This window comes from Virgisporangium aurantiacum, from assembly GCF_016863635.1.
In the GTDB taxonomy this organism is placed as follows: Bacteria; Actinomycetota; Actinomycetes; order Mycobacteriales; family Micromonosporaceae; genus Virgisporangium; species Virgisporangium aurantiacum.
Genome location: NZ_BOPG01000015.1, coordinates 24,897 through 44,797, shown reverse-complemented (window position 1 = coordinate 44,797; position 19,901 = coordinate 24,897). Strand labels below are relative to the sequence as shown.

Annotated in this window: 16 protein-coding genes and 1 tRNA gene; 7 read left to right on the top strand and 10 right to left on the bottom strand. The window is 72.0% G+C overall.

The annotated features are described in order from the left end of the window. Positions 1–15: 15 nt before the first annotated feature. The 4 genes from uxaC to Vau01_RS13630 are packed head-to-tail and all read left to right on the top strand — an operon-like array spanning position 16 to position 5,361. Positions 16–1,452 carry a glucuronate isomerase gene (gene uxaC / locus Vau01_RS13645; RefSeq protein ID WP_203991776.1) on the top strand — a complete coding sequence of 479 codons (1,437 nt, stop codon included), beginning with the start codon at positions 16–18 and terminating at the stop codon, positions 1,450–1,452. Positions 1,453–1,454: 2 nt separating this feature from the next. Beyond that, positions 1,455–2,744: an enolase C-terminal domain-like protein gene (locus Vau01_RS13640; RefSeq protein WP_203991762.1), complete on the top strand. Its 1,290-nt coding sequence runs from the start codon at positions 1,455–1,457 to the stop codon at positions 2,742–2,744. Further along, positions 2,735–4,228 carry a mannitol dehydrogenase family protein gene (locus Vau01_RS13635; protein WP_203991759.1) on the top strand — a complete coding sequence of 498 codons (1,494 nt, stop codon included), beginning with the start codon at positions 2,735–2,737 and terminating at the stop codon, positions 4,226–4,228. Before Vau01_RS13640 ends, Vau01_RS13635 begins: the two co-directional genes overlap by 10 nt. Next, positions 4,225–5,361, top strand: a complete 1,137-nt coding sequence (locus tag Vau01_RS13630) for a Gfo/Idh/MocA family protein (RefSeq protein WP_203991757.1) — start codon at positions 4,225–4,227, stop codon at positions 5,359–5,361. The genes Vau01_RS13635 and Vau01_RS13630 overlap by 4 nt, the downstream gene beginning before the upstream one ends. 8 nt (positions 5,362–5,369) lie before the next feature. Here the strand turns inward: Vau01_RS13630 and Vau01_RS13625 are convergent, their stop codons facing one another. Then, positions 5,370–6,167, bottom strand: coding sequence for a 3-ketoacyl-ACP reductase (locus Vau01_RS13625; RefSeq protein ID WP_275423938.1), 798 nt, complete (start codon positions 6,165–6,167; stop codon positions 5,370–5,372). Further along, positions 6,164–7,552, bottom strand: a complete 1,389-nt coding sequence (locus tag Vau01_RS13620) for a glycoside hydrolase family 88 protein (RefSeq protein WP_203991753.1) — start codon at positions 7,550–7,552, stop codon at positions 6,164–6,166. Before Vau01_RS13620 ends, Vau01_RS13625 begins: the two co-directional genes overlap by 4 nt. Positions 7,553–7,642: 90 nt before the next feature. Between Vau01_RS13620 and Vau01_RS13615 the strand changes: the two genes are divergently transcribed. Further along, a complete protein-coding gene (locus Vau01_RS13615) occupies positions 7,643–8,998 on the top strand; it encodes a pectate lyase family protein (RefSeq protein ID WP_203991752.1) in 1,356 nt (451 codons plus the stop codon). Positions 8,999–9,046: 48 nt separating this feature from the next. On the opposite strand, the gene Vau01_RS13610 is transcribed toward Vau01_RS13615, so the two are convergent. Next, positions 9,047–10,057 (bottom strand): LacI family DNA-binding transcriptional regulator, encoded by a 1,011-nt coding sequence (locus Vau01_RS13610; protein ID WP_203991750.1) that lies wholly within the window; start codon positions 10,055–10,057, stop codon positions 9,047–9,049. Positions 10,058–10,215: 158 nt separating this feature from the next. Between Vau01_RS13610 and Vau01_RS13605 the strand changes: the two genes are divergently transcribed. Together Vau01_RS13605 and Vau01_RS13600 are read left to right on the top strand one after the other, a co-directional pair. Continuing rightward, the gene (locus tag Vau01_RS13605) at positions 10,216–11,355 is read left to right on the top strand and encodes a Gfo/Idh/MocA family protein (protein ID WP_203991748.1); all 1,140 of its coding nucleotides are present in this window, start codon (positions 10,216–10,218) and stop codon (positions 11,353–11,355) included. Next, positions 11,352–12,401 (top strand): sugar phosphate isomerase/epimerase family protein, encoded by a 1,050-nt coding sequence (locus Vau01_RS13600; RefSeq protein WP_308440458.1) that lies wholly within the window; start codon positions 11,352–11,354, stop codon positions 12,399–12,401. The genes Vau01_RS13605 and Vau01_RS13600 overlap by 4 nt, the downstream gene beginning before the upstream one ends. A gap of 145 nt (positions 12,402–12,546) precedes the next feature. Here Vau01_RS13600 and Vau01_RS13595 read toward each other — a convergent pair whose 3' ends face one another. The 7 genes from Vau01_RS13595 to Vau01_RS13565 form a co-directional block, all read right to left on the bottom strand. Continuing rightward, on the bottom strand, positions 12,547–12,936 hold the full coding sequence (locus Vau01_RS13595) for a cupin domain-containing protein (protein ID WP_203991746.1): 390 nt from the start codon (positions 12,934–12,936) through the stop codon (positions 12,547–12,549). A gap of 30 nt (positions 12,937–12,966) precedes the next feature. Then, positions 12,967–13,770 (bottom strand): serine hydrolase domain-containing protein, encoded by an 804-nt coding sequence (locus Vau01_RS13590; RefSeq protein WP_203991744.1) that lies wholly within the window; start codon positions 13,768–13,770, stop codon positions 12,967–12,969. Positions 13,771–13,848: 78 nt separating this feature from the next. Beyond that, positions 13,849–15,015 carry a glycosyltransferase gene (locus Vau01_RS13585; protein ID WP_203991741.1) on the bottom strand — a complete coding sequence of 389 codons (1,167 nt, stop codon included), beginning with the start codon at positions 15,013–15,015 and terminating at the stop codon, positions 13,849–13,851. A 61-nt stretch (positions 15,016–15,076) separates the two neighbouring features. Further along, positions 15,077–16,567, bottom strand: coding sequence for a polyprenol phosphomannose-dependent alpha 1,6 mannosyltransferase MptB (mptB, locus tag Vau01_RS13580; RefSeq protein WP_203991738.1), 1,491 nt, complete (start codon positions 16,565–16,567; stop codon positions 15,077–15,079). A 104-nt stretch (positions 16,568–16,671) separates the two neighbouring features. Continuing rightward, a complete protein-coding gene (gene selB, locus Vau01_RS13575; RefSeq protein ID WP_203991736.1) occupies positions 16,672–18,450 on the bottom strand; it encodes a selenocysteine-specific translation elongation factor in 1,779 nt (592 codons plus the stop codon). Next, positions 18,451–19,749, bottom strand: a complete 1,299-nt coding sequence (selA, locus tag Vau01_RS13570) for an L-seryl-tRNA(Sec) selenium transferase (protein ID WP_373320235.1) — start codon at positions 19,747–19,749, stop codon at positions 18,451–18,453. 49 nt (positions 19,750–19,798) lie between these two features. After that, positions 19,799–19,894: transfer RNA gene (locus tag Vau01_RS13565), tRNA-Sec, on the bottom strand. Between the last annotated feature and the right edge of the window lie 7 nt (positions 19,895–19,901).

Here is a 19,901-nt window from a genome sequence, read left to right as displayed (position 1 = left end):
AGGCACGGAGTCCACGTGAAGACCGACAGCGACCACCTCTTCCCGGTCGACCCCACGCAGCGCGCGATCGCGCGCGAGTTGTACGGCGTCGCCGCGCCGCTGCCGCTGATCTCGCCGCACGGTCACGTCGATCCGGCGATCCTGGCCGACGACACACCGTTCTCCGATCCGGCGCGGCTCATCGTGGTGCCCGACCACTACGTCACCCGGATGCTGCTGAGCCAGGGCATCCCGCCGTCGAAGCTCGGCGTGCCAACGGTTCCCGGCGCCGATCCGGAGACCGACGTGGAGACCGACGGGCGCGAGATCTGGCGCCGGTTCGCGGCGAACTGGCACCTCTTCCGCGGCACGCCGTCGCGGATGTGGCTGGAGCGCGTCTTCAGCGACGTGTTCGACGTTCCGGCGTTGCGGTCCGGCGGCACCGCCGGGTGGGGCAACGCCGACGAGGTGTACGACGCGATCTCCGACCGACTGTCCAAACCGGACTTCCGGCCCCGCGCGCTGTTCGAGCGGTTCAACATCGAGGTGCTCGCCACCACCGAGTACCCGCTCGACAAGCTGGAGTCGCACGCCCGGCTCGCCGCCGACGGCTGGGGCGGCCGGGTGGTCACCACGTTCCGCCCCGACGACCTCGTCGACTTCGAGTGGGCCGGCTGGCCCGCCCGGGTCGCCGCGCTCGGCGCCCTCACCGGTGAGAACACCACGTCCTACGACGGGTTCCTGGCCGCATTGCGGTCACGTCGGGAGGCGTTCATCGCCGCGGGCGCCACGTCGTCCGACCACGGTCACCCGACCGCGCTCACCCTCGACCTCAGCCGCGACGAGGCCGCGGTGCTGTTCGAGAAGGGACTCAACGGCACGGCAGACGCGGTCGACGCCGAGGCGTTCCGCGCCCACATGCTGGTCGCGTTCGCCGAGATGTCCATCGAGGACGGTCTGGTGATGCAGCTGCACCCGGGCGCCAACCGCAACCACAACCGCTGGCTGCACGCCACCCACGGCCGCGACACCGGTGGCGACATCCCCTCGTCGACCGACTACGTGCGCGGGCTGGCGCCGCTGCTCGACCGGTTCGGCAACGATCCCCGGTTCCGGCTCGTTCTGTACACATTGGACGAGACGACGTTCTCGCGGGAGCTGGCGCCGTTGGCCGGCGGCTACCCGGCCGTCTACCTCGGCGCGCCGTGGTGGTTCCTCGACTCGCCGGAGGGCCTGCGCCGCTTCCGCGAGACGGTCACCGAGTCCGCGGGGTTCTACAACACGTCCGGGTTCGTCGACGACACCCGCGCGTTCTGCTCCATCCCGGTGCGCCACGACGTGGCCCGCCGGATCGACGCCGCGTTCCTCGCCCGGCTCGTGGCCGAGGAACGGCTCCCGCTCGACGAGGCGGCGCAGACGATCGCCGACCTCGCGTACCACCTGCCCAAGAACGTGTTCCGGTTGGAAGGCTGACCATGGCGACCACGATCACGGCCGTCGACGTGCACGACGTGCGGTTCCCGACCGCCGAAGCGGGCGACGGCTCCGACTCCATCAACCGCGGCGACTACTCGGCCACCTACGTGGAGCTGCAGACCTCCTCCGGCGTCGTCGGTTCCGGCCTGACGTTCACGAACGGACGCGGCAACGAGCTCACCTGTGGTGCGGTGCGCGCGCTTTCGCACCACCTGGTGGGGCTGTCGCTGGAGGGGCTCGACCAGGTCGCCTTCTTCCGGTCGTTGACCGCCGATCCGCAGGTGCGGTGGCTCGGGCCCGAGAAGGGCGTCATCCACATGGCGGCCGGCGCGATGGTGAACGCGGTCTGGGACCTGCGGGCCAGGCTCGCCGGCAAGCCGATGTGGCGGTTCCTGTCCGAGATGGACACCGACGAGTTGGTGAACTCCGTCGACTTCCGGCACATCAGCGACGCGATCACGCCCGACGAGGCACGGTCCATATTGGACAAGGGCCGCGACGGCTACGGCGAGCGGCTGGCGCTCCTGCAGGATCAGGGGTTCCCGTCGTACACCACCTCGGTCGGTTGGCTCGGGTACCCCGACGAGAAGGTCCGTGACCTGACCCGGGCCGCGTACGCCGAGGGCTGGCGGGCCATGAAGATGAAGGTCGGCGGCGAGATCGACGACGACGTCCGCCGGGCGCGACTGATCCGGTCGGAGATCGGTCCGGACGCGCTGCTGATGATGGACGCGAACCAGATCTGGGACGTCGACGAGGCGATCGCCAACATGGAGCGGCTCGCCGAGGCGGACCCGTACTGGATCGAGGAGCCCACGCACGCCGACGACGTTCTCGGCCACGCGCGGATCGCTTCGGCGTTGGCGTCGCGCGGCATCCGGGTCGCCACCGGTGAGGTCGCCGCGAACCGGGTCATCTTCAAGCAGTTGCTGCAGGCGGAGGCGATCCGGGTCTGTCAGATCGACGCGTGCCGCGTGGCCGGTGTCAACGAGGTGCTGTCGATCCTGTTGATGGCGGCCAAGTTCGGCGTGCCGGTGTGTCCGCACTCCGGCGGCGTCGGGCTGTGCGAGTACGTGCAGCACCTGGCGATCTTCGACTTCCTGCGGGTCGGCACGTCGCTCGACGGGCGGATGGTCGAGTACGTCGACCACCTGCACGAGCACTTCGTCGATCCGGTCTCGGTGCGCGGCGGGCGGTACCTGCTGCCGACCGCGCCCGGGTACAGCGTCGCGATGAAACCCTCGTCCGTCGCGGAGTTCTCCTTCCCGGAGGGGCCGGCATGGCGGTAGACGCGGCTGTCGGCCGCCTTCGTCGATCCACTGTGGACCGGTTGCCGTCGGCCGCCCGTCCCGTGCTGGGTGCCGACGTGGGCGCCGGCATCGTTCATCTCGGCCTCGGCGCGTTCCACCGGGCGCACCAGGCCGTCTTCACCGAGGACGCGATCGCGGCGGCCGGTGGCGACTGGGGAATCGTCGGTGTCGCCCCGCGTTCGGTCGACGTGCTCTCCGCGATGGAGGCCCAGGACCGGCTCTACAGCGTGCTGACCGTTGGGTCGGGGACGGTGGTGCCGCGCGCGGTCGGGGTGCACGTCGACCTCATGCACGCCGCTTCCGACCCGCTGGCGGTGGTGTCCCGCCTGGCCGATCCGGCGATCCGGGTGGTCACGCTCACCGTCACGGAGAAGGCCTACCGGCTCGACCCGGCCACCGGCCGGCCGCGCATCGATGACGAGGTCCGCGCCGACGTGGTCACCGGCCGGCCGCCGAAGACCGTCCCCGGACTGCTGGCGCGCGGACTGCTCGCGCGGGCCGCGACCGGTGCGCCGCTGGCGGTGGTCAGTTGCGACAACCTGCCGTCGAACGGGCGGCGCACGCGGGCTCTGATCGAGGCGGCGCTTGCGGTCGTGCCCGGCCCGGCCGGCGAGCGGGCCCGCTGGTGGCTCGACGGTTCCGTGTCGTTCCCCGGAACGATGGTCGACCGCATCGTTCCGGCGACCACCGACGTGACCCGTGCGTTGGCGTCTCGCGCCCTGGGCGTCGCGGACCTCGTTCCGGTCGCGGCCGAGCCCTTCTCGCAATGGGTGATCGAGGACGAGTTCCCGGGCGGCCGCCCGGCCTGGGAACACGCCGGTGCGGTGCTCACCACCGACGCCGAGCCGTGGGAGCGGCTGAAGTTGCGGATGCTGAACGGTGTCCACAGTGCACTCGCGTACCTCGGTGCGCTGGCCGGTGTGGGTCCCATCGACGAGGTGCTGCGGCTGCCCGGGATCGACGCTTTCCTCGACCGGCTGATCACCACCGACATCGCGCCCACGCTGGCTCCGCCGCCGGGGGAGACGGTGGAAGGCTACGGCCGCACCGTGCGTGAGCGGTTCGCCAACCCGGCGCTGGGTTACCGTACCCTGCAGGTGGCGATGGACGGGTCGCAGAAGCTGCCGCAGCGGCTGCTCGGCACGATCCTCGACCGGCGCGCCGCGGGCTCGCGTCCCGTGTGGGCCTGCCTCGTGCTGGCGGCGTGGATGCGGTTCGTGCGCGGCTACGCCGACGACGGTTCGGCCCTGCCGCTCGACGACCCGCTGGCTGACCGGCTGCGGGCGGCCGTGTCCACAGTGGACGACAAGCCGTCCGACCTGGCGGGCGCGCTGTTCGCGATCGACGCCGTGTTCCCGGCCGACCTGGCGGGCGACGACGAGGTGCGCGGGCTGGTCGAGCACTGGTTGACGGTGCTGGACCGCGGCGGCGTGGCGGCGGCGCTGGCCGAGGCGTCGTCGTGAACTCCGCCGCCGTCGCTCTCATCGGGGCCTCCGGCCACGGTCTCTGGCATCGGCGGCTGATCGAGCGCACCCCCGGCCTGACCCTGTGCGCCCTGAGCGACGTCCGCCCGCCGGAGCCCGACCCCGACGCACCGCTCGACGGCGTCGCCGTGTTCACCGACCACACCGAGCTGCTCGCCGCGACGACGCCCGACGCCGTGGTGATCTGCACCCCGCCGCACACCCATCTCCCGATCGCGCTCGACGTCCTGCGCGCCGGCCGCGACCTCCTGCTGGAGAAGCCGCCGGTGGCTTCGCTGGTGGAACACGCCTCGTTGGCGGCGGAGGCCGAGCGGGCCAAGCTGCCGGTGCAGGTGAACTTCCAGGCCCTCGGCTCGGCCGCCCTGGCCCGCCTGCTTGCCGAGATCGACGCCGGCTCGCTGGGCGAGATCGAGGCGATCGGGGTCGCCGGCACGTGGTGGCGCCCGCCGACGTACTGGGTCCGCTCGCCGTGGTCGGGAAAGCGCTTGCTCGACGGGCGCCCGGTCATCGACGGCGCCCTGCTGAACGCGTTCGCCCACGCGGTGATGCAGGGGCTGGCCATCGCGGCCGGCGCCGGCTGGGGTGAACCCGCCGACGCCGAGGTGGAGCGCTACCGCGCCGGCGACATCGAGGTCGAGGACACCGGATGCCTCCGCCTGACGTTCGCCAACGGCCGGCGCCTCACGGTCGCGGTGACGCTGGCGGCCCGCGAGTTCCGTGCCGGCGACATCACGGTGACGGGCACGGCCGGCACCGCCGTGCTCGAGTACCCGACCGATCGCCTGCGCCTACCCGGCGCCGGTTGGGAGAAGCTGCCCGGTCGGGAAGACCTGCTGCTGAACCTGCTGACCCACCGCGCCGATCCCGCGGTGCCGCTGCGGGCGGAGCTGGATCGCACGCGGGCCTTCACCGCCGTGCTGGAGGCCGTGATCGCCGCACCTCCGCCGGTGCCGGTGGATCCCCGGTTCCTCGTGACCCACGACGGAGGCGGTCACGCCGTCGACGGCGTGGAGCCGGCCGTGGCCGCCTCCGCCGCGGCGGGGGCACTGTTCTCGGAAACCGCTTTCCCGTGGACCGCCGGCGGAACGACGTACCGCCACCGCCTCTCCTGAACCCCCGCTCACAGGGTGCGGAGGTGGAACCCGCCGTCGACGTCGATCACCTGGCCGGTGCTGAACGGCAGCAGGTCCGTGGCCACCGCGACCACGGCCCGCCCCACGTCGTCCGGCACCCCCCACCGGGCGATCGGGGTGAGGCCCTTGTTGTGGATGAGATCGTCGTACCGGTCACGGACGGGGCCGGTCATGTCGGTCTCGATGATGCCCGGCCGGATCTCGTAGACGTTGATGCCGTGCCCGGCCAGCCGCGCAGCGAACAGCTTCGCGGTCATCCCCAGGCCCGCCTTGGCCACGCAGTAGTCGCCCCGGTTGACGCTCGCCGTGTAGGCGCTGATCGAGGAGATGATGACGATCTTCGGCGCGGGATCGCCCTTGCCCACGCGCTCCACCATCCGCCTCGCCACGAGCTGAGTCAGGAAGTAGGGTCCGCGCAGGTTCACGCCGATCATGTGGTCGAACGACTCCTCCGACGCCTCGAGGATGTCCGCCCGCACCTTCGGCCCCACGCCGGCGTTGTTGACCAGCAGGTCGAGCCGGCCGAACGTGTCGTAGACGTCCGCCACCAGCCGCTCCCGGTCGGCGGCCACCGAGATGTCGGCCTGCGACACGTGCCCCCGCACGCCGAGCTCGGCCAGGAAAGCGCTTACCCTCCCCGCCGCGTCGGCATCCCGCACATAGTTGACCACGACGTCGTAGCCGGCACCGCCGATCGCCATCGCCACCCCGCGCCCGATTCCCCGGGACGCACCGGTCACCAACGCTACCGGCCGCCGCGGGACAGCGCTTTCCCCGCCGCTCACCGGGACCCGCCGAAGAACGTGTAGTACGGCTCGTCCCTGGCCACGCGTCCCACGTACAGCGCCACCTCGCGGAGGTGGTAGTCGCCCCACATGCACGCCTCCCCGTTGGGAACGCGCTGTCCCGGCCGGACGTGGTCCCACCCGTTCGGGTGGTGGTACACGGAGTGCAACAGCAGCCCCTGGTGCTCCGGATCCGTATTCAGGTACGGCTCGCCGAACAGCGTGTCGCACACCGTCAGGCCGGCCTGCCAGTACTTCGTGCCCTCGTCACCGAGATAACGCCCCAACCGCAGCAGACCCTGCGCGGCGATCGCGGCCGCCGACGAGTCGACCGGCTCGTGGTCGTTGAACGGGTCGGCCGGGCGGTCGAGGTAGTCGCCCATCGCGGCGAGGCCGGGCGCGCCGGTGTCCCAGTAGGGAACGCCATCGGTCGGCGTGTTCGCCAGATAGAAGTCGCACGTGGCGATCGCCGCCCTGAGCATCATCGCGGTGACGTCGGCGCGCCCGCCCACGGCGTCGAGATCCTCGTCGGAGCGGGTGTCGATCCACTCCAGCAACTCGGGGTAGCCGGCCATCGCCCAGGCCAGCCCGCGCGTCCAGGTGCTGAACGCCGAGTAGCCCTGCTGGGTCGACGGGCACCGGAACGCACCGTCGTTCACGTTGAAGATCGACTCGTGCGCCGTCCTGCCCCGGACGTCGTAGCGGTCGCGGCCCTCGCCGTAGAAGACGTTCCAGCGCGCCGTGTTCCGCGCATGGTCGACCAGCCGGCCGAGCAGCGAGATCGGCCGGTCCTGCTCGCCCATCAGCACGTGCCCCAATTGGTGCGCCATCGCCAGCGCGCGGCACGACCGGATGGTGTCGACGAACAACGACTGCGGGCCGTTGAAGGAGTACACGTAGCCGGTGCCGTCGGCAGTGGTCCGCCACCGCGCCGCCTGCACGGCACCACTGACCTTGAGCGCGATCTCGTAGGCGGCGCGCTCACCCGCGTCCCCCGGAATCTTGCCCTCGCGCATCATCCGCAACAGCGCGCCGTACGTACTGACGTTCGTAAATCCATGATCGTGGACGCCGACATGGCTGACGTGACTGGCCATCCGGCCGAACGTCGCGTCCCGTCCGATGGTGAGGAACCGCTCGTCGCCGGTGGCGTCGAACTGCAGGAGTGCCGCCCCGTAACGGAAGCCCTCCGTCCACTCCGTCCAGCCGCGGGCGGTGTACCGGCCGTCGACGGTGAACACGGGCGCACCGCTCTCCGGCGGACACGTCTGTTCGATGGACTCGATCTTTCCGCCGGAGGCCGCCCACAGCCTTTCGATCTTCGGCAGCAGGTCGGTGGGGGTCAGCTTCTCGTCGATCTCCACTGTGGAGCCTCCCTGTCGCACTGCAACAAAACTGCACACCGGGGACGTTGACTCGACACCCGGGGCGTGTCACGGTACCTCAGGAATGCGCTTTCCTATATAGGAGCCCCCATGCGTCTCCGCACTGTCGCGGCCGCTACCGCTTGTGCAGCAACGGCTTTCGCGATCACCACCGCCGCTCCCATCAATCCCGCCGGCGCGGCGCCCGCCGTCACCACCGCCGCCCTCGCGCTCGCCCGCCAAACGCTCCCCGCCGGTGACGGCTGGGGATCGGCCGGTACCGGCACCACCGGCGGATCGGCCGCCGCACCGGCCGACATCCGCGTAGCCACCGACAGGTCGAGCCTCATCGCCGCGCTCGGCGGCGACAACGTCGCCAACCGCACCAACGCGACGCCGAAGATCGTTTTCATCGCCGGTCGCATCGACGCCAACACCGACGACACCGGGAATCCGCTTTCCTGCGGGAACTACGCCGACCCGGAGTACGACCTCGCCGCCTACCTGGCCACCTACGACCCGGCGACGTGGGGACGGGTCGCGCCGAGCGGACCGCTGGAGGACGCGCGGGTGCGCTCGGCCCGTAACCAGACCGACCGGATCCGCATCAACGTGGGCCCGAACACCACGATCATCGGTCTGGGCCGCACGGCGAAGCTCGCCGGCGCGAACCTCATCCTCGACCGCGTGAGCAACGTGATCGTCCGCAACCTCAGCTTCGAGGACGCCTACGACTGCTTCCCCGCCTGGACCCCGACCGACGGCGCCGAGGGCAACTGGAACTCGCTGCACGACACCCTGACCCTCACCGCCGCGACGAACGTGTGGGTCGACCACAACACGTTCACCGACGGCTCGAACCAGGACGCGACGCAACCGGTGTACTTCGGCCGGCCGTACCAGGTCCACGATGGACTCTTCGACATCATCCGCGGCTCCGACTACGTCACCGCGAGCTGGAACAACCTGTTCGAGCACGACAAGACGATGCTGATCGGGTCGACGAACACGCCGGGCGTCGACGTCGGCAAGCTACGGGTGACGTTGCACCACAACCGCTTCGCCAACGTGGGCCAGCGCGCGCCGCGGGTGCGCTTCGGCCAGGTGGACGTCTACAACAACTACTTCTACGAGACCGACGAGGACGTCTACTCCTACTCGTGGGGCGTCGGCGTGCAGTCGGCGATCTACGCCGAGAACAACTTCCTCCTGCGCAGCGCCGACATCCCGCTCGACGCCGTCGTCTTCGACTGGGGCGGCACCGCGATGACGGAGATCGGCACCCTGGCGCGGATCGGCACCCAGCGGCCGGTTCCGGTCAGCCTGCTCGCCGAGTACAACGCTACGCACGAGCCGGACCTCGGCAGCGATGCCGGCTGGGTCCCCACGCTCCGCAGCGGGGGCGTCGACCCCACCGCCGCCGTTCCGGGCAGGGTGTCCGCGCGGGCCGGCGCCGGAAAGCTGTAGCCCGGGCCGGTTCTGGAGAGCCCCGGCCGGGGCTCTCCAGACGCCGTGTCAGGACGACGGTGCGGCGAGACTGGAGCGCCACATCAGCTCGGAGTAAGCGCTTTCCACGTGGCCGATCTGCGTGCCGCCCAACGCCAGCGACATCGCCCGTTCGCCCATCTCCACGAGCGGCAGCCGCACCGTCGTGAGAGCCGGGGTGACGTCGCGGGCGATCGGCATGTCGTCGAACCCGGTGACCGACACCTGGCCGGGAACGTCCACTCCGCGTTGACGGAGCACCGAGAGCGCGCCGACGGCCATCGAGTCGTTCAAGGCGATGATCGCCGTGAGGTCGGGTTCGGCCTGCAGGAGATCGAACGCCGCGCTGGCGCCGCCGTCACGGGTGAAGTCGGCGTAGTTGATCCGCTTGGCCGGAAGCGGAACACCCTTCTCCTCCGCCGCGCGGCGGACACCGGAGAGCCGGTCGGTGGTGGTGGTCAAGTTGCGTGGACCGGCGATCACGGCGACCCGCCGGTGCCCGAGGCCGAACACCCCCAAGCCGATCGCGTAGGCGCCGTTCTCGTTGTCGGGCAGGACGGCCGCCCCGACCAGTTCGTGTCGGCCGATCAACGCCACCCGTCCGCCGGTTTCGGCGTATGCGCGCAACTGGCCGTTGAGCTGACGGGTGAACTCGGCGTCGTGGTACCCGGATCCGGCGAGCACCAGCGCGCCGGCCTGTTGCGCGCGCAGCAGCGCCACGTACTCCAGCTCGCGCTGCGGGTCGCGGTAGCTGTTGCAGATCACCAGCAGCTGACCGAACGAGGACGCGATCCGCTGGAGGCCGCGGGTGATCTCGGCGAAGTAGGGGTCGGACACGTCGTGAACGATGACGCCCACCGCGCTTCGCTGCGCGCGGGCCAGGTTCTGGGCGTGTGCGTTGGGCACGTACCTCAGGTCGGCGACGGCCTTGAGCACCCGCTCGCGGAGGCCGTCGGCGACGGGTTTGTTGCTGCCGTTGATGACCCGGGACGCGGTCGCGGGGGAGACCCGCGCGCGCCGGGCCACATCGGCCAGCGTCACATTGGTTGACGACTCGTCGTCTGGGCGCGCCAATCTAGTGCCCTTCCATGCGGTGTGGCAGCAGTGTAATGGTCCGGCCCTTGTCGGGTCCGGCACGTTCGGTTAGCCTCCCAGGAAAGCGCTTTCCTCAAGGAATGTGGGAACTAGGGAGCCATGGGATGACGCGCCGTTCGATCGGCATCGTGCTCAACGGAGTCACCGGGCGGATGGGGTACCGCCAGCACCTGGTGCGCTCACTGCTGGCCATCCGCGAGGCGGGCGGCCTTCCGACCCGTGACGGGACATTGTGGCCCGAACCCGTCCTGGTCGGGCGCAGTGAGGCGAAGCTCGCCGAGATCGCCGGCCGGCACGGGCTCACCGAGTGGACCACAGATCTCGGGGCGGCGCTGGCCCGTCCCGACGTCTCCATCTACTTCGACGCCCAGGTCACCCAGGCCCGGGAAAAGGCTATCCGCCAGGCGATCGAGGCCGGCAAGCACGTCTACACCGAGAAACCCCTGGCCGAGACCGCGGTGGCCGCCACCGAGCTGGCCGACCTGGCCGCGGCCGCCGGCCTCAAGACCGGCGTCGTGCAGGACAAGCTGTTCCTGCCCGGCCTGCGCAAGCTCAAGCGGCTCATCGACGGCGGGTTCTTCGGGCGCATCCTGTCGGTCCGGGGTGAGTTCGGCTACTGGGTCTTCGAGGGGGACTGGCAGCCCGCCCAGCGCCCGTCCTGGAACTACCGGACGGCCGACGGCGGCGGCATCGTGATGGACATGCTGCCCCACTGGAACTATCTGCTCGAGGAGTTGTTCGGTGGGGTCCGGTCGGTGCAGTGCACGATGGCCACCCACATCGACACCCGGGTCGACGAGCAGGGCGAGCCCTACGCCGCGACCGCCGACGACGCGGCCTACGCGGTGTTCGAGCTCGCCGGTGGGGCGATCGCCCAGATCAACTCGTCCTGGTGCGTCCGCGTGTACCGCGACGAACTCGTGGAGTTCCAGGTCGACGGCACGGAGGGCAGCGCCGTCGCGGGTCTGCGCCACTGCCGCGTGCAACACCGCTCGATGACGCCGAAGCCGGTGTGGAACCCTGATCTGCCGAACTCCGTCCCGTTCCGGGGCCAGTGGGCCGAGGTGCCCGACAACGAGGAGTTCGACAACGGTTTCAAGGCCCAGTGGGAGGCCTTCCTGCGGCACGTCGCCGAGGACGGGCCGTACCACTGGGACTTCGCCTCGGGCACCCGGGGCGTCCGGCTGGCGGAGCTGGCGCTGCAGTCGGCGCGCGAGGGCCGGCGCATCGAGGTCCCGCAGTGACGACCGCGACCCCGGCCGCGTCGGGCGGCTCGGCCGGCTCTGGCTCGGCCGGCTCTGGCTCGGCCGGCTCTGGCTCGGCCGGCTCTGGCTCGGCCGGCTCTGGCTCGGCCGGCTCTGGCTCCGCCGGCGCAGGCGGTTTTCCGGCGACCGCCGCCGGTGGTGCCCGGCCCGCCGCCGGTGCCCCGACGACCGTCGCCGGCGATACCCGTCCGGCCGGAAAGCGCTTTCCGGCCGCGTCCGGCCTGCGCCGGTTCTCCTTCAACCAGGCGACCACCCAGGGCTGGCCGCTGCCCGACCTCGTCGACGCGCTCGTGCGATCGGGGGTTCCCGGCATCGGGCTGTGGCGGGACCCGGTCGCGGAGTACGGGCTGGAGAAGACCGCACGCCTGGTGCGCGACGCCGGGATAGCGGTTACCTCGCTGTGCCGGGGCGGGTTCTTCGCCGACGCCGGCTGGTACGACGAGAACCGGCGCGCGATCGACGAGGCGGCGACGCTGGGGACGTCGGTGCTCGTCCTGGTCAGTGGCGGGCTCGGCGGCCGCGACCTGGCCGGAGCCCGAGCGCACGTGGCCGACGCCGTCGGGCGACTGGTGCCCTACGCCCGGGCGGCCGGAGTGACGCTCGCGATCGAGCCGCTGCACCCGATGTTCTGCTCGGACCGGTGCGTGATCAGCACCCTCGAGCAGGCATTGACGATCGCCGAACGGCACGACGTCGGCGAGGTCGGGGTCGTGATCGATACCTACCACCTGTGGTGGGACGACCGCGCGCCCGCACTCGTCCGGCGGGCCGGTGCCCGGGTAAGCGCTTTCCAGCTCGCCGACTGGATCACGCCGCTGCCGGAGGGCGTCCTCACCGGACGGGGGATGCCGGGTACCGGCTGCGTCGACCTGCCGGCCTGGGTGTCCTATGTGGACTCGGCCGGCTACGCCGGTCCGATCGAGATCGAGGTGTTCAACACCGAGGTCTGGGCCCGCCCGGGTGCCGAGGTCCTGGCCGAGGCGGTGGAGGGCTACCGGGCCGCCACCGAGAGGTCCGCCACCTAGGCGAACCTGCCGTCACGGCGAAGAAGGCGGCGAGGAGCCGGCGGGGAAGCGGCGGGGAAGCGGCGCCGCCAGAAATGATCTTGGACTCCCGCGTGCCATGCGCCGGGAGTCCAAGATCTACATAGCGTAAGCCCAGGTGACAGCCTCAGGACGACGGCGGCTCGTCCTTGCCGGCCTCCTCCATCGCGTCGGCCTGCTCCTTGGTGCGGTGGATGGCGCCGTCGGCGTGTTCGGCCGGGGCGTAGACCGTGTACAGCACCAGCGGGTTGGGTCCGGTGTTGATGAAGTTGTGCTTGCGGCCGGCCGGAACGATGACCAGGTCGCCCTGCGCGACCTTCCGCTTGTCGCCGCTGACCACCGCCTCGCCCACGCCGCTGACGAAGGAGAGGATCTGGTCGACCTCGTGGACCTCCTCGCCGATCTCACCGCCCGGCGGAACGGTCATGATGACGAGCTGACTGTGCTTGCCGGTCCACAGCACCCGACGGAAGTCCGAGTGCTGCTCGGCAACGGTGGCGATCGTGTAATGCTCCATGCCGGACCCCTTACCCGCGTGCGGGTCGCCTCATGCCCGTTCTTCGAGCACGAGGTCGCTCAGTCGCGGCCAGTTCGTGGCGGCCCATTCGCCGAACGGCGTCCCGGTGAGGCAGGCGCACGCGAGGCCGGCCACCGGATCCACCCACAGGAACGAGCCCGTCTGTCCGAAGTGGCCGAACGTCTCGGGGGAGTTGCGGCTGCCCGTCCAGTGTGGACTCTTCCCGTCCCGGATCTCGAACCCGAGTCCCCAGTCGTTCGGCGCCTGCCGTCCGAATCCGGGCAGTACGCCGGCCAGGCCGGGGAACGCCACCCGCGTGGCCTCCGATCGAAGATCGGTGGCCAGGGTCGGTGTCAGAAGTTCCGCTCCGAGCGCGGCAAGGTCGGTTATGGGACCGGTGACAGCGCGCGCCGGTGAGCCGTCCAACCGCGTACGGTCCATGCCGAGCGGGCCGAACACCTCGGTGTCCAGGTACTCGGGAAAGGGCTTTCCCACCCGTTCGGTGACGAGCTCGCCGAGCAGCTCGAAGCCCCGGTTGGAGTAGATGCGCCGCTTGCCGGGCTGGGCGAGCACGGTGTCGTCCTCGGGCCCGACGCCGGAGGCGTGCGCGAGGAGGTGCCGCACCGTCGCGCCGGGTGGACCGGCCGGTTCGTCGAGCGACACGTCGCCCCGCGACACCGCGATGAGCACCCCGAGCGCCGTGGCGATTTTGGTGACCGACGCCCACGGCATCGGCTCGTCGGGACCGGTCCGGGCGATCTCGCCGGTACGGTCGAGCACCACCACGGCGGCGTGGTCGACCGGCCATTCGCGCACCGAGTCCAAAGCCCGCATGACCCAACCCTAACGGCCCGCCGGAAGCCCACCGACCGCGGCGCCGCTGCCGGTGCCGGACATGGCGCCACGGGGGACTCAGAAACCTCCCTGCGGCTGGTGCGTGACAACCTCGGCCGGCGCCGCGACGCCGTGGGCCGCCAGGAAACCGCTTGCCGCGGCCGACCACGGGAAGCACTCCGCCCGGCGGCGGGCGGACGCCCGTCGCTGCGTCTCCGGAACCGCGATCAGGTCGACGATCGCGTCGGCGTACTCCGGTCCGAGGCCGGCGACGGCGCGGCCCGCGTCACCGACCACCTCCGGTAAAGCGCTTTCCGCGCTGACCACGACCGGGGTGCCGCTCGCCAGCGCCTCGAGTGCGGCCAGCCCGAACGTCTCGACCGGGCCGGGCGCGAGCACGACGTCGGCGGTGGCGAGCAGGGCCGCGAGGTGGTTGCGGTCGGCGACGTGATCGGTGAACCGCACCGGCAGCCCGGCCCGCGCGGCCGCGGTCCGCATCGCCGTGCGGCGCGGACCCGTGCCGATCACCAGCAGCACCGCCGGCACCCCGCGAGCGCGCAGCGTGGCCAGCGCCCGGAGCGACCGCTCGGGCTGCTTCTCTGGCGACAGCCGGCCGCAGTGGATCAGCAGGATCTCGTCATCGCGGGCCAGGTCGGCGCGCAGGGCCGGGTCGTGCCGGCCGGGGTGGAACTGCTCCAGGTCGACGCCCAGCGGGACCCGCCGCAGGTTGGTCGCACCCAGCTTCTCGAACTCGGCGGCGGCCCACGCCGTCGTACACACGATCCGGTCGTAGGCGTCGGCGGTGCGGCGGTTGAGCCGGTCGGATACCAGGTCGGCGGCCAGTTCCGTGGCCCGCCCGCCGCCGGTCGCGAGGCGGGCCAGGCCGCGCAGACTCTCGTGCGACACCATGATCGACGGGACGCCGGCGCGGCGCGCCCATGCACCCGTCCACCGCAGCGTGGTGCGGTCGGACACCTCGATCCGGTCCGGTGCGAGTTCCTCCAGGAGGCGACGCACGGCGAACCGGTTGACCATCACCCGGTAGCCGCCGGTGCCGGGGACGATCGGTCCGGAAAGCGCTATCACCCGGCCCTGCGGCGTCCACTCGTCGCTCGCGGTCGCGCCGGGGACGATCAGGACCGGTTCATGTCCCGCGGCGCGGTATCCGATACCGAGCTGGCGCAGCGCCGTGCGCAGCCCGCCCGAGGTATCGGTGACGAAGTTCGCCAGCCGTACGATCCTCACGCCGTTCTTCCCCTCCAAGACGCGCGGCAAGCGCTTTCCCAGGACGTCCACACGACCACGGTCACGCCGTCATCCGGGCGACCCGGTCGGTCCAGCCGGTCCAGCCGGCCCGCAGCACGGGAAGGGCCACCGCCGCGAGCGCCACGACGAGCAGCGCCACCGTCAGCGCGATCCCGGCCGGCCGTCGCGAGAGCGTCTCGGGCATCGCGGTGAAACACAGGGCGACGCACACCGCGACCGTCGCCTGCTGTGCCCATCGGCCCGTGGTCCCGGCGAGCGACAGCCCCCAGGTCAGGTACCAGGCGTGCACCGTCGGCGCGACGAGCGCGGTCACCTGCAGGGCGGTTCCCGCCCGTGCCGGCCGGCGGGGCAACCACAGCAGGCGCACCACCAGCACCGCGCCACCGGCGAGCAGCATGACGCGGGCGATCGCCACCGACCGCGCCAGATCGGGTGTCCACGGTGTGAGCGCACCGGCCCAGTGGAGCAGCCAACCCACCACCGTGGCCGGATCGTACGGATGCCGGATCAGGCCGGGCGTGTCCATCGCGCCGAGCCACCCCCATCCGTTGGGGATCAACGCCGACAGGACGACCACCGCCCCCGTCATCAGGAACCCGGTGCCCGTCGTGCGGCGGGAGAAGACGCCGTCGGTCCGCGCCCGGACCGACAGTACGTAGGCGATCAGCACGGCGCCGGTCGCCTTGACCGTGAACGCGATCGCGGCGGCGAGCCCCGCCACGATCCACACCCGGTGCCCGGCCGCGAACACCGTCAGCGCGGCGAGCGCCGTCAGCAGCGCGTCCAGATGAACGCCACCGACCAGATGCAGCACCACCAACGGATTCGCCGCGACGAGCGCCAGCGCCGCGGCACGCGCCGGCCCGGCCCCGCGTCCGTCGGACGCGGCGTCCGCGTCCGCGTCCGCGTCGAGCGTCCGGGCCGCGTGGGCCTGTGTCGCCAGTTGGACGGCGAGCAGCGCCGACCCGGCGACCGCGACGAGCGCCACGGCTCGGAGCAGGAAAACGCTTACCGCCACGCTTCCACCGCCCCAGTCGACGATCATCCGGAGCAGGCCGAGCGACAGCGGCCCGTACGGCGCCGGGGTCGCCCGCCAGACGGGTGCCACGGCCGCGAGCAGCGGACCGCCCAGCCGATCCGGACCGGACTCGTAGGGGTCGAGCCCGGTCAGCAGCATCGTCCCCTGTGCCAGGTACGAGTACGCGTCGAGGCTCAGCAGCGGTGGGGCGGGCAGGACGGGCAGCGTCCACATGACGGCCGCGGTCCCGACGGTCCGGATCCCGATGCGACCGGTGCCGGCGCGCCGGTGGAGCACGACGAACGTCACCGCGAGCACGCACACCGAAACCGCGACCAGGACGGCGAACCAGACGCGGCCGGACACCGCCGGCGTCCACAGGTCCGCGGGTCCCTTCGGAAGGACCACGCTGTCGGGCGGCCCCGCGCCCACGTGGCCGACCACCACTCCTGTCGATGCGAAGCCGCCCGTCGCGACGAGTGCCGTGCACTGTCCTGGCCGCCGGATCTTCACCGTGTCAAGGTGCCCGGACGGGGTGCGCCGCGACACTGCCGCGTTGTGTCCACCGGAAGAACTGTTGGCGAATCACCGTCTGCGCGATCGCGGACCGCGCTCCGTCATCGACCCGACGGCCCGGTGGCGGGGGAGTCGACGACGACGCGGGTGTCGTCGGGCAGGCGGCGGGTGACGCCCTTCTGGTCGAGAAGTTCGAGCAGCGGGACGGCGACGCGTCGGCTGGTGCCCAACGCCTGCCGGGCGGTGCTCAGGGTGAACGGCTGGGGGAGACTCGCCAGCACGTCGGCCGCGCGCTCCACCGCGCCGGGCAGCAGCACCACGTCACCGGCGCGCACGAGGGCGCCGGCCCGCACCGCGACCGCCACCTCACGGCGGCCCAGACCCAGTTGGGTCAGGCGGTTGGCGTCCGGCGCGGCGAACGGGCGGCTCGCGAGGTCGCGTTCCACCTGGGCGACGGCGCGCGCGATCGGTTCCGGCAGGCCGTTTCCAGCTACGGATTGTGCGGTGACGCGTCCGCCGCGGACCGTCAACGGCGGCCGGACGACCGCCGTCACGACGGTGCGGTCGGGAAGTCCGAGCGTGTGTCTGGCCGCCTCCAGGAGCAGACCGGGGTCGAGCGGGTGTGCGGCGTCGTGCGCGGCGACGGCGTCAGCCAACCGCTGTGCGAGCCGGTCGGCGTGTGCCGGGTCGATCAGCCAGTCGCCGGCGAGCGGCGCCGGCGGGTCGGGAACGCCCATCCGGATCAGGTCGGTGCGCCGGACCACGCGTCGCCGTCGGATCTCACCCGTCGCGTCCGGTCGGGCGTCCATCGTGGACAGTTCGTCGGCCCGGTCGCGCGCCGAACCGCGCCGCCCCAATGGCGGCGGCGCGACATCGAGGACGGTGAGACCGCCGGCGACGTGGTGCCGGCCGGGGTCGCGCAGCAGCGCCCGGTCGCCGATGCGCAGCGGCAGCGGCCGGTCGAGGCGCAGGCGGGCGGTGTCCGTCCCCAATGGACGGACGTGCGCCGGCACCGCCGCCGACCCGACGTGCAGGGCGACGGTGGCAGGCAGGTCGGTCACCGGATCACCGTGCACGCGCACGTCGATCACGTCGACGAACGTGAAGCGGTCCGGCGTCACCAACGCCGTCCCGCGCCGGACGGCGGACCGGTCGATCCCGCGCAGGTTCACCGCGACCCGCGCGACCGGCGCCACCGTGGATGCCTGTCGGCCCAACGACTCCAGCGCCCGCACCCGGACGGTCCGGCCGTCGATCTCCAGTTCGTCGCCCGCCGTCAGGGTTCCGGCGCCGAGTGTTCCGGTGACGACCGTGCCGCTGCCGCGGATCGTGAAGGACCGGTCGACCCACAACCGCACCGGCGCACCGGGATCGGGCGGTGGCAGTGCGGCGCCCAACCGGTCCAGGGCGGCCCGCAGTTCGGCGAGACCCGAGCCGGTGGTCCCGCTGACCGCCACCGCCTCGACCGTGCCCATCGACGTCGCGGCGACCTCGGCCCGGGCCCTTTCCAATGCCGGACCGAAATCGGCGAGATCGCTGCGGGTGACCGCGATCAGCCCGTGCCGCACGCCGAGCCCGTCGAGGGCGGCGAGATGTTCGGCGGACTGCGGCATCCAGCCCTCGTCGGCGGCGACCACCACGAGCGCGGCCGGAACCGGTCCGGCGCCGGCCAGCATCGTCGGGACGAACCGCTGGTGCCCGGGCACGTCGACGAACGCCACCACGGCACCCGACGGCAGGGCGGTCCACACGAATCCGAGTTCGATTGTCATGCCGCGGCGTTGCTCCTCGGCCAGCCGGTCCGGCTCCATCCCGGTCAGCGCCCGGACCAGAGTGGACTTGCCGTGGTCGACGTGACCCGCGGTCGCAACGACGAACATCTACGTGACGGATGCGTCGTCGACGGCCAGGATCGCCTCGCCGAGCGGCTTGTCGAGCGCCGCCGGCACACAGCGCAGATCGAGCAGCAGACGGTTGTGCTCGACGCGTCCGACGACCGGCGGGTCGCCGAGCCGCAGCGGCGCCGCGTATCCGACCGGCAGGGCCAGCGCCCACGACGCCAGCTCCACCTCGGGCGCGCCGCCGCCGCCCACGACCGACCTCGCCGGCACCACCTCGGCACCGATGCCCGGCAGCTTCGCGGCCAGTGCCTCCGCCCGGGCCCGCAACTCGGCCGGATCGGCGGAAAGCGCTTGCCGCACCGGATGCACGGGCCCGCGCAGGGTCGCTTCGAGCGCCGCCAACGTGAGCTTGTCGACGCGCATCGCGCGGGCCAGCGGGTGACGGCGCAGCCGCTCGATCACGTCGGCGGTGCCGAGCATCAGGCCGGCCTGCGGGCCACCGAGAAGCTTGTCGCCGCTTGCGGTGACGAGCGCGGCACCGGCCCGCAACGCGGTGGTGGCGTCGGGCTCGTCGGGGAGCAGCGGGTCCGGCCCGAGCAGGCCCGACCCGATGTCGACGACGACGGGCACCGGCAGCGTGGCCAGGTCCCGTACCGGCACCGACGAGGTGAATCCGCGTACCACGAAGTTCGACGGGTGCACCTTCAATAGGAAAGCGGTTCCCGGGCCGATCGCGGCCTCGTAATCGGCGCGCGTGGTGCGGTTCGTGGTACCGACCTCCCGTAGCCGGGCACCGGTGCACGCGAGCAGGTCGGGCAGGCGGAAGCCGTCCCCGATCTCGACCATCTCGCCGCGGCTGACGACGATCTCGCGTCCCGTCGCCAATGCCGTTGCCGCGAGGGAGAGCGCGGCCGCACCGTTGTTGACCACATGGACCGCGGCGGCGGCCGGAACCAGGGCCGCGAGCGCCGCGAGAGTGTCTCGCCCCCGCCGCGCCCGGCGCCCGGTGGCGAGGTCGAGTTCGACGTCGGTGTATCCCGTCGCCGCGACGACGGCCTCGACCGCGGCGGCGGAAAGCGGTGCCCGCCCCAGATTCGTGTGCACGACCACGCCGGTGGCGTTGAGCACCGGCCGAAGGCTCGCGGCCCGATCGGGCAGCCCGGCGACCGCGGAGTCGGCCACCTGCGCCGGCGGGATCTCGCCGCGGCGGGCGCGTTCCTGCGCCGCGACGACCGCGGCCTTCACCGTCGAGCGGCCGAGCGTGGCGATCGCGGCGCGCAGGCGGGGGTCGTCGAGAACGGCGTCGGTGCGCGGCACCCCACGACGCGGATCGGTCACCCCGCTCAACCCTCCTTGCGACGGCGGCGAATGCTCGGCGGGGGCGTGTTGGCGGAGGCGGACGGGAATCGAACCCGCCTGGCCCGGATTCCGGGCCACACCGGTTTTGAAGACCGGGAGGAGCACCAGCCGCCCAAACACCTCCGCGTCGA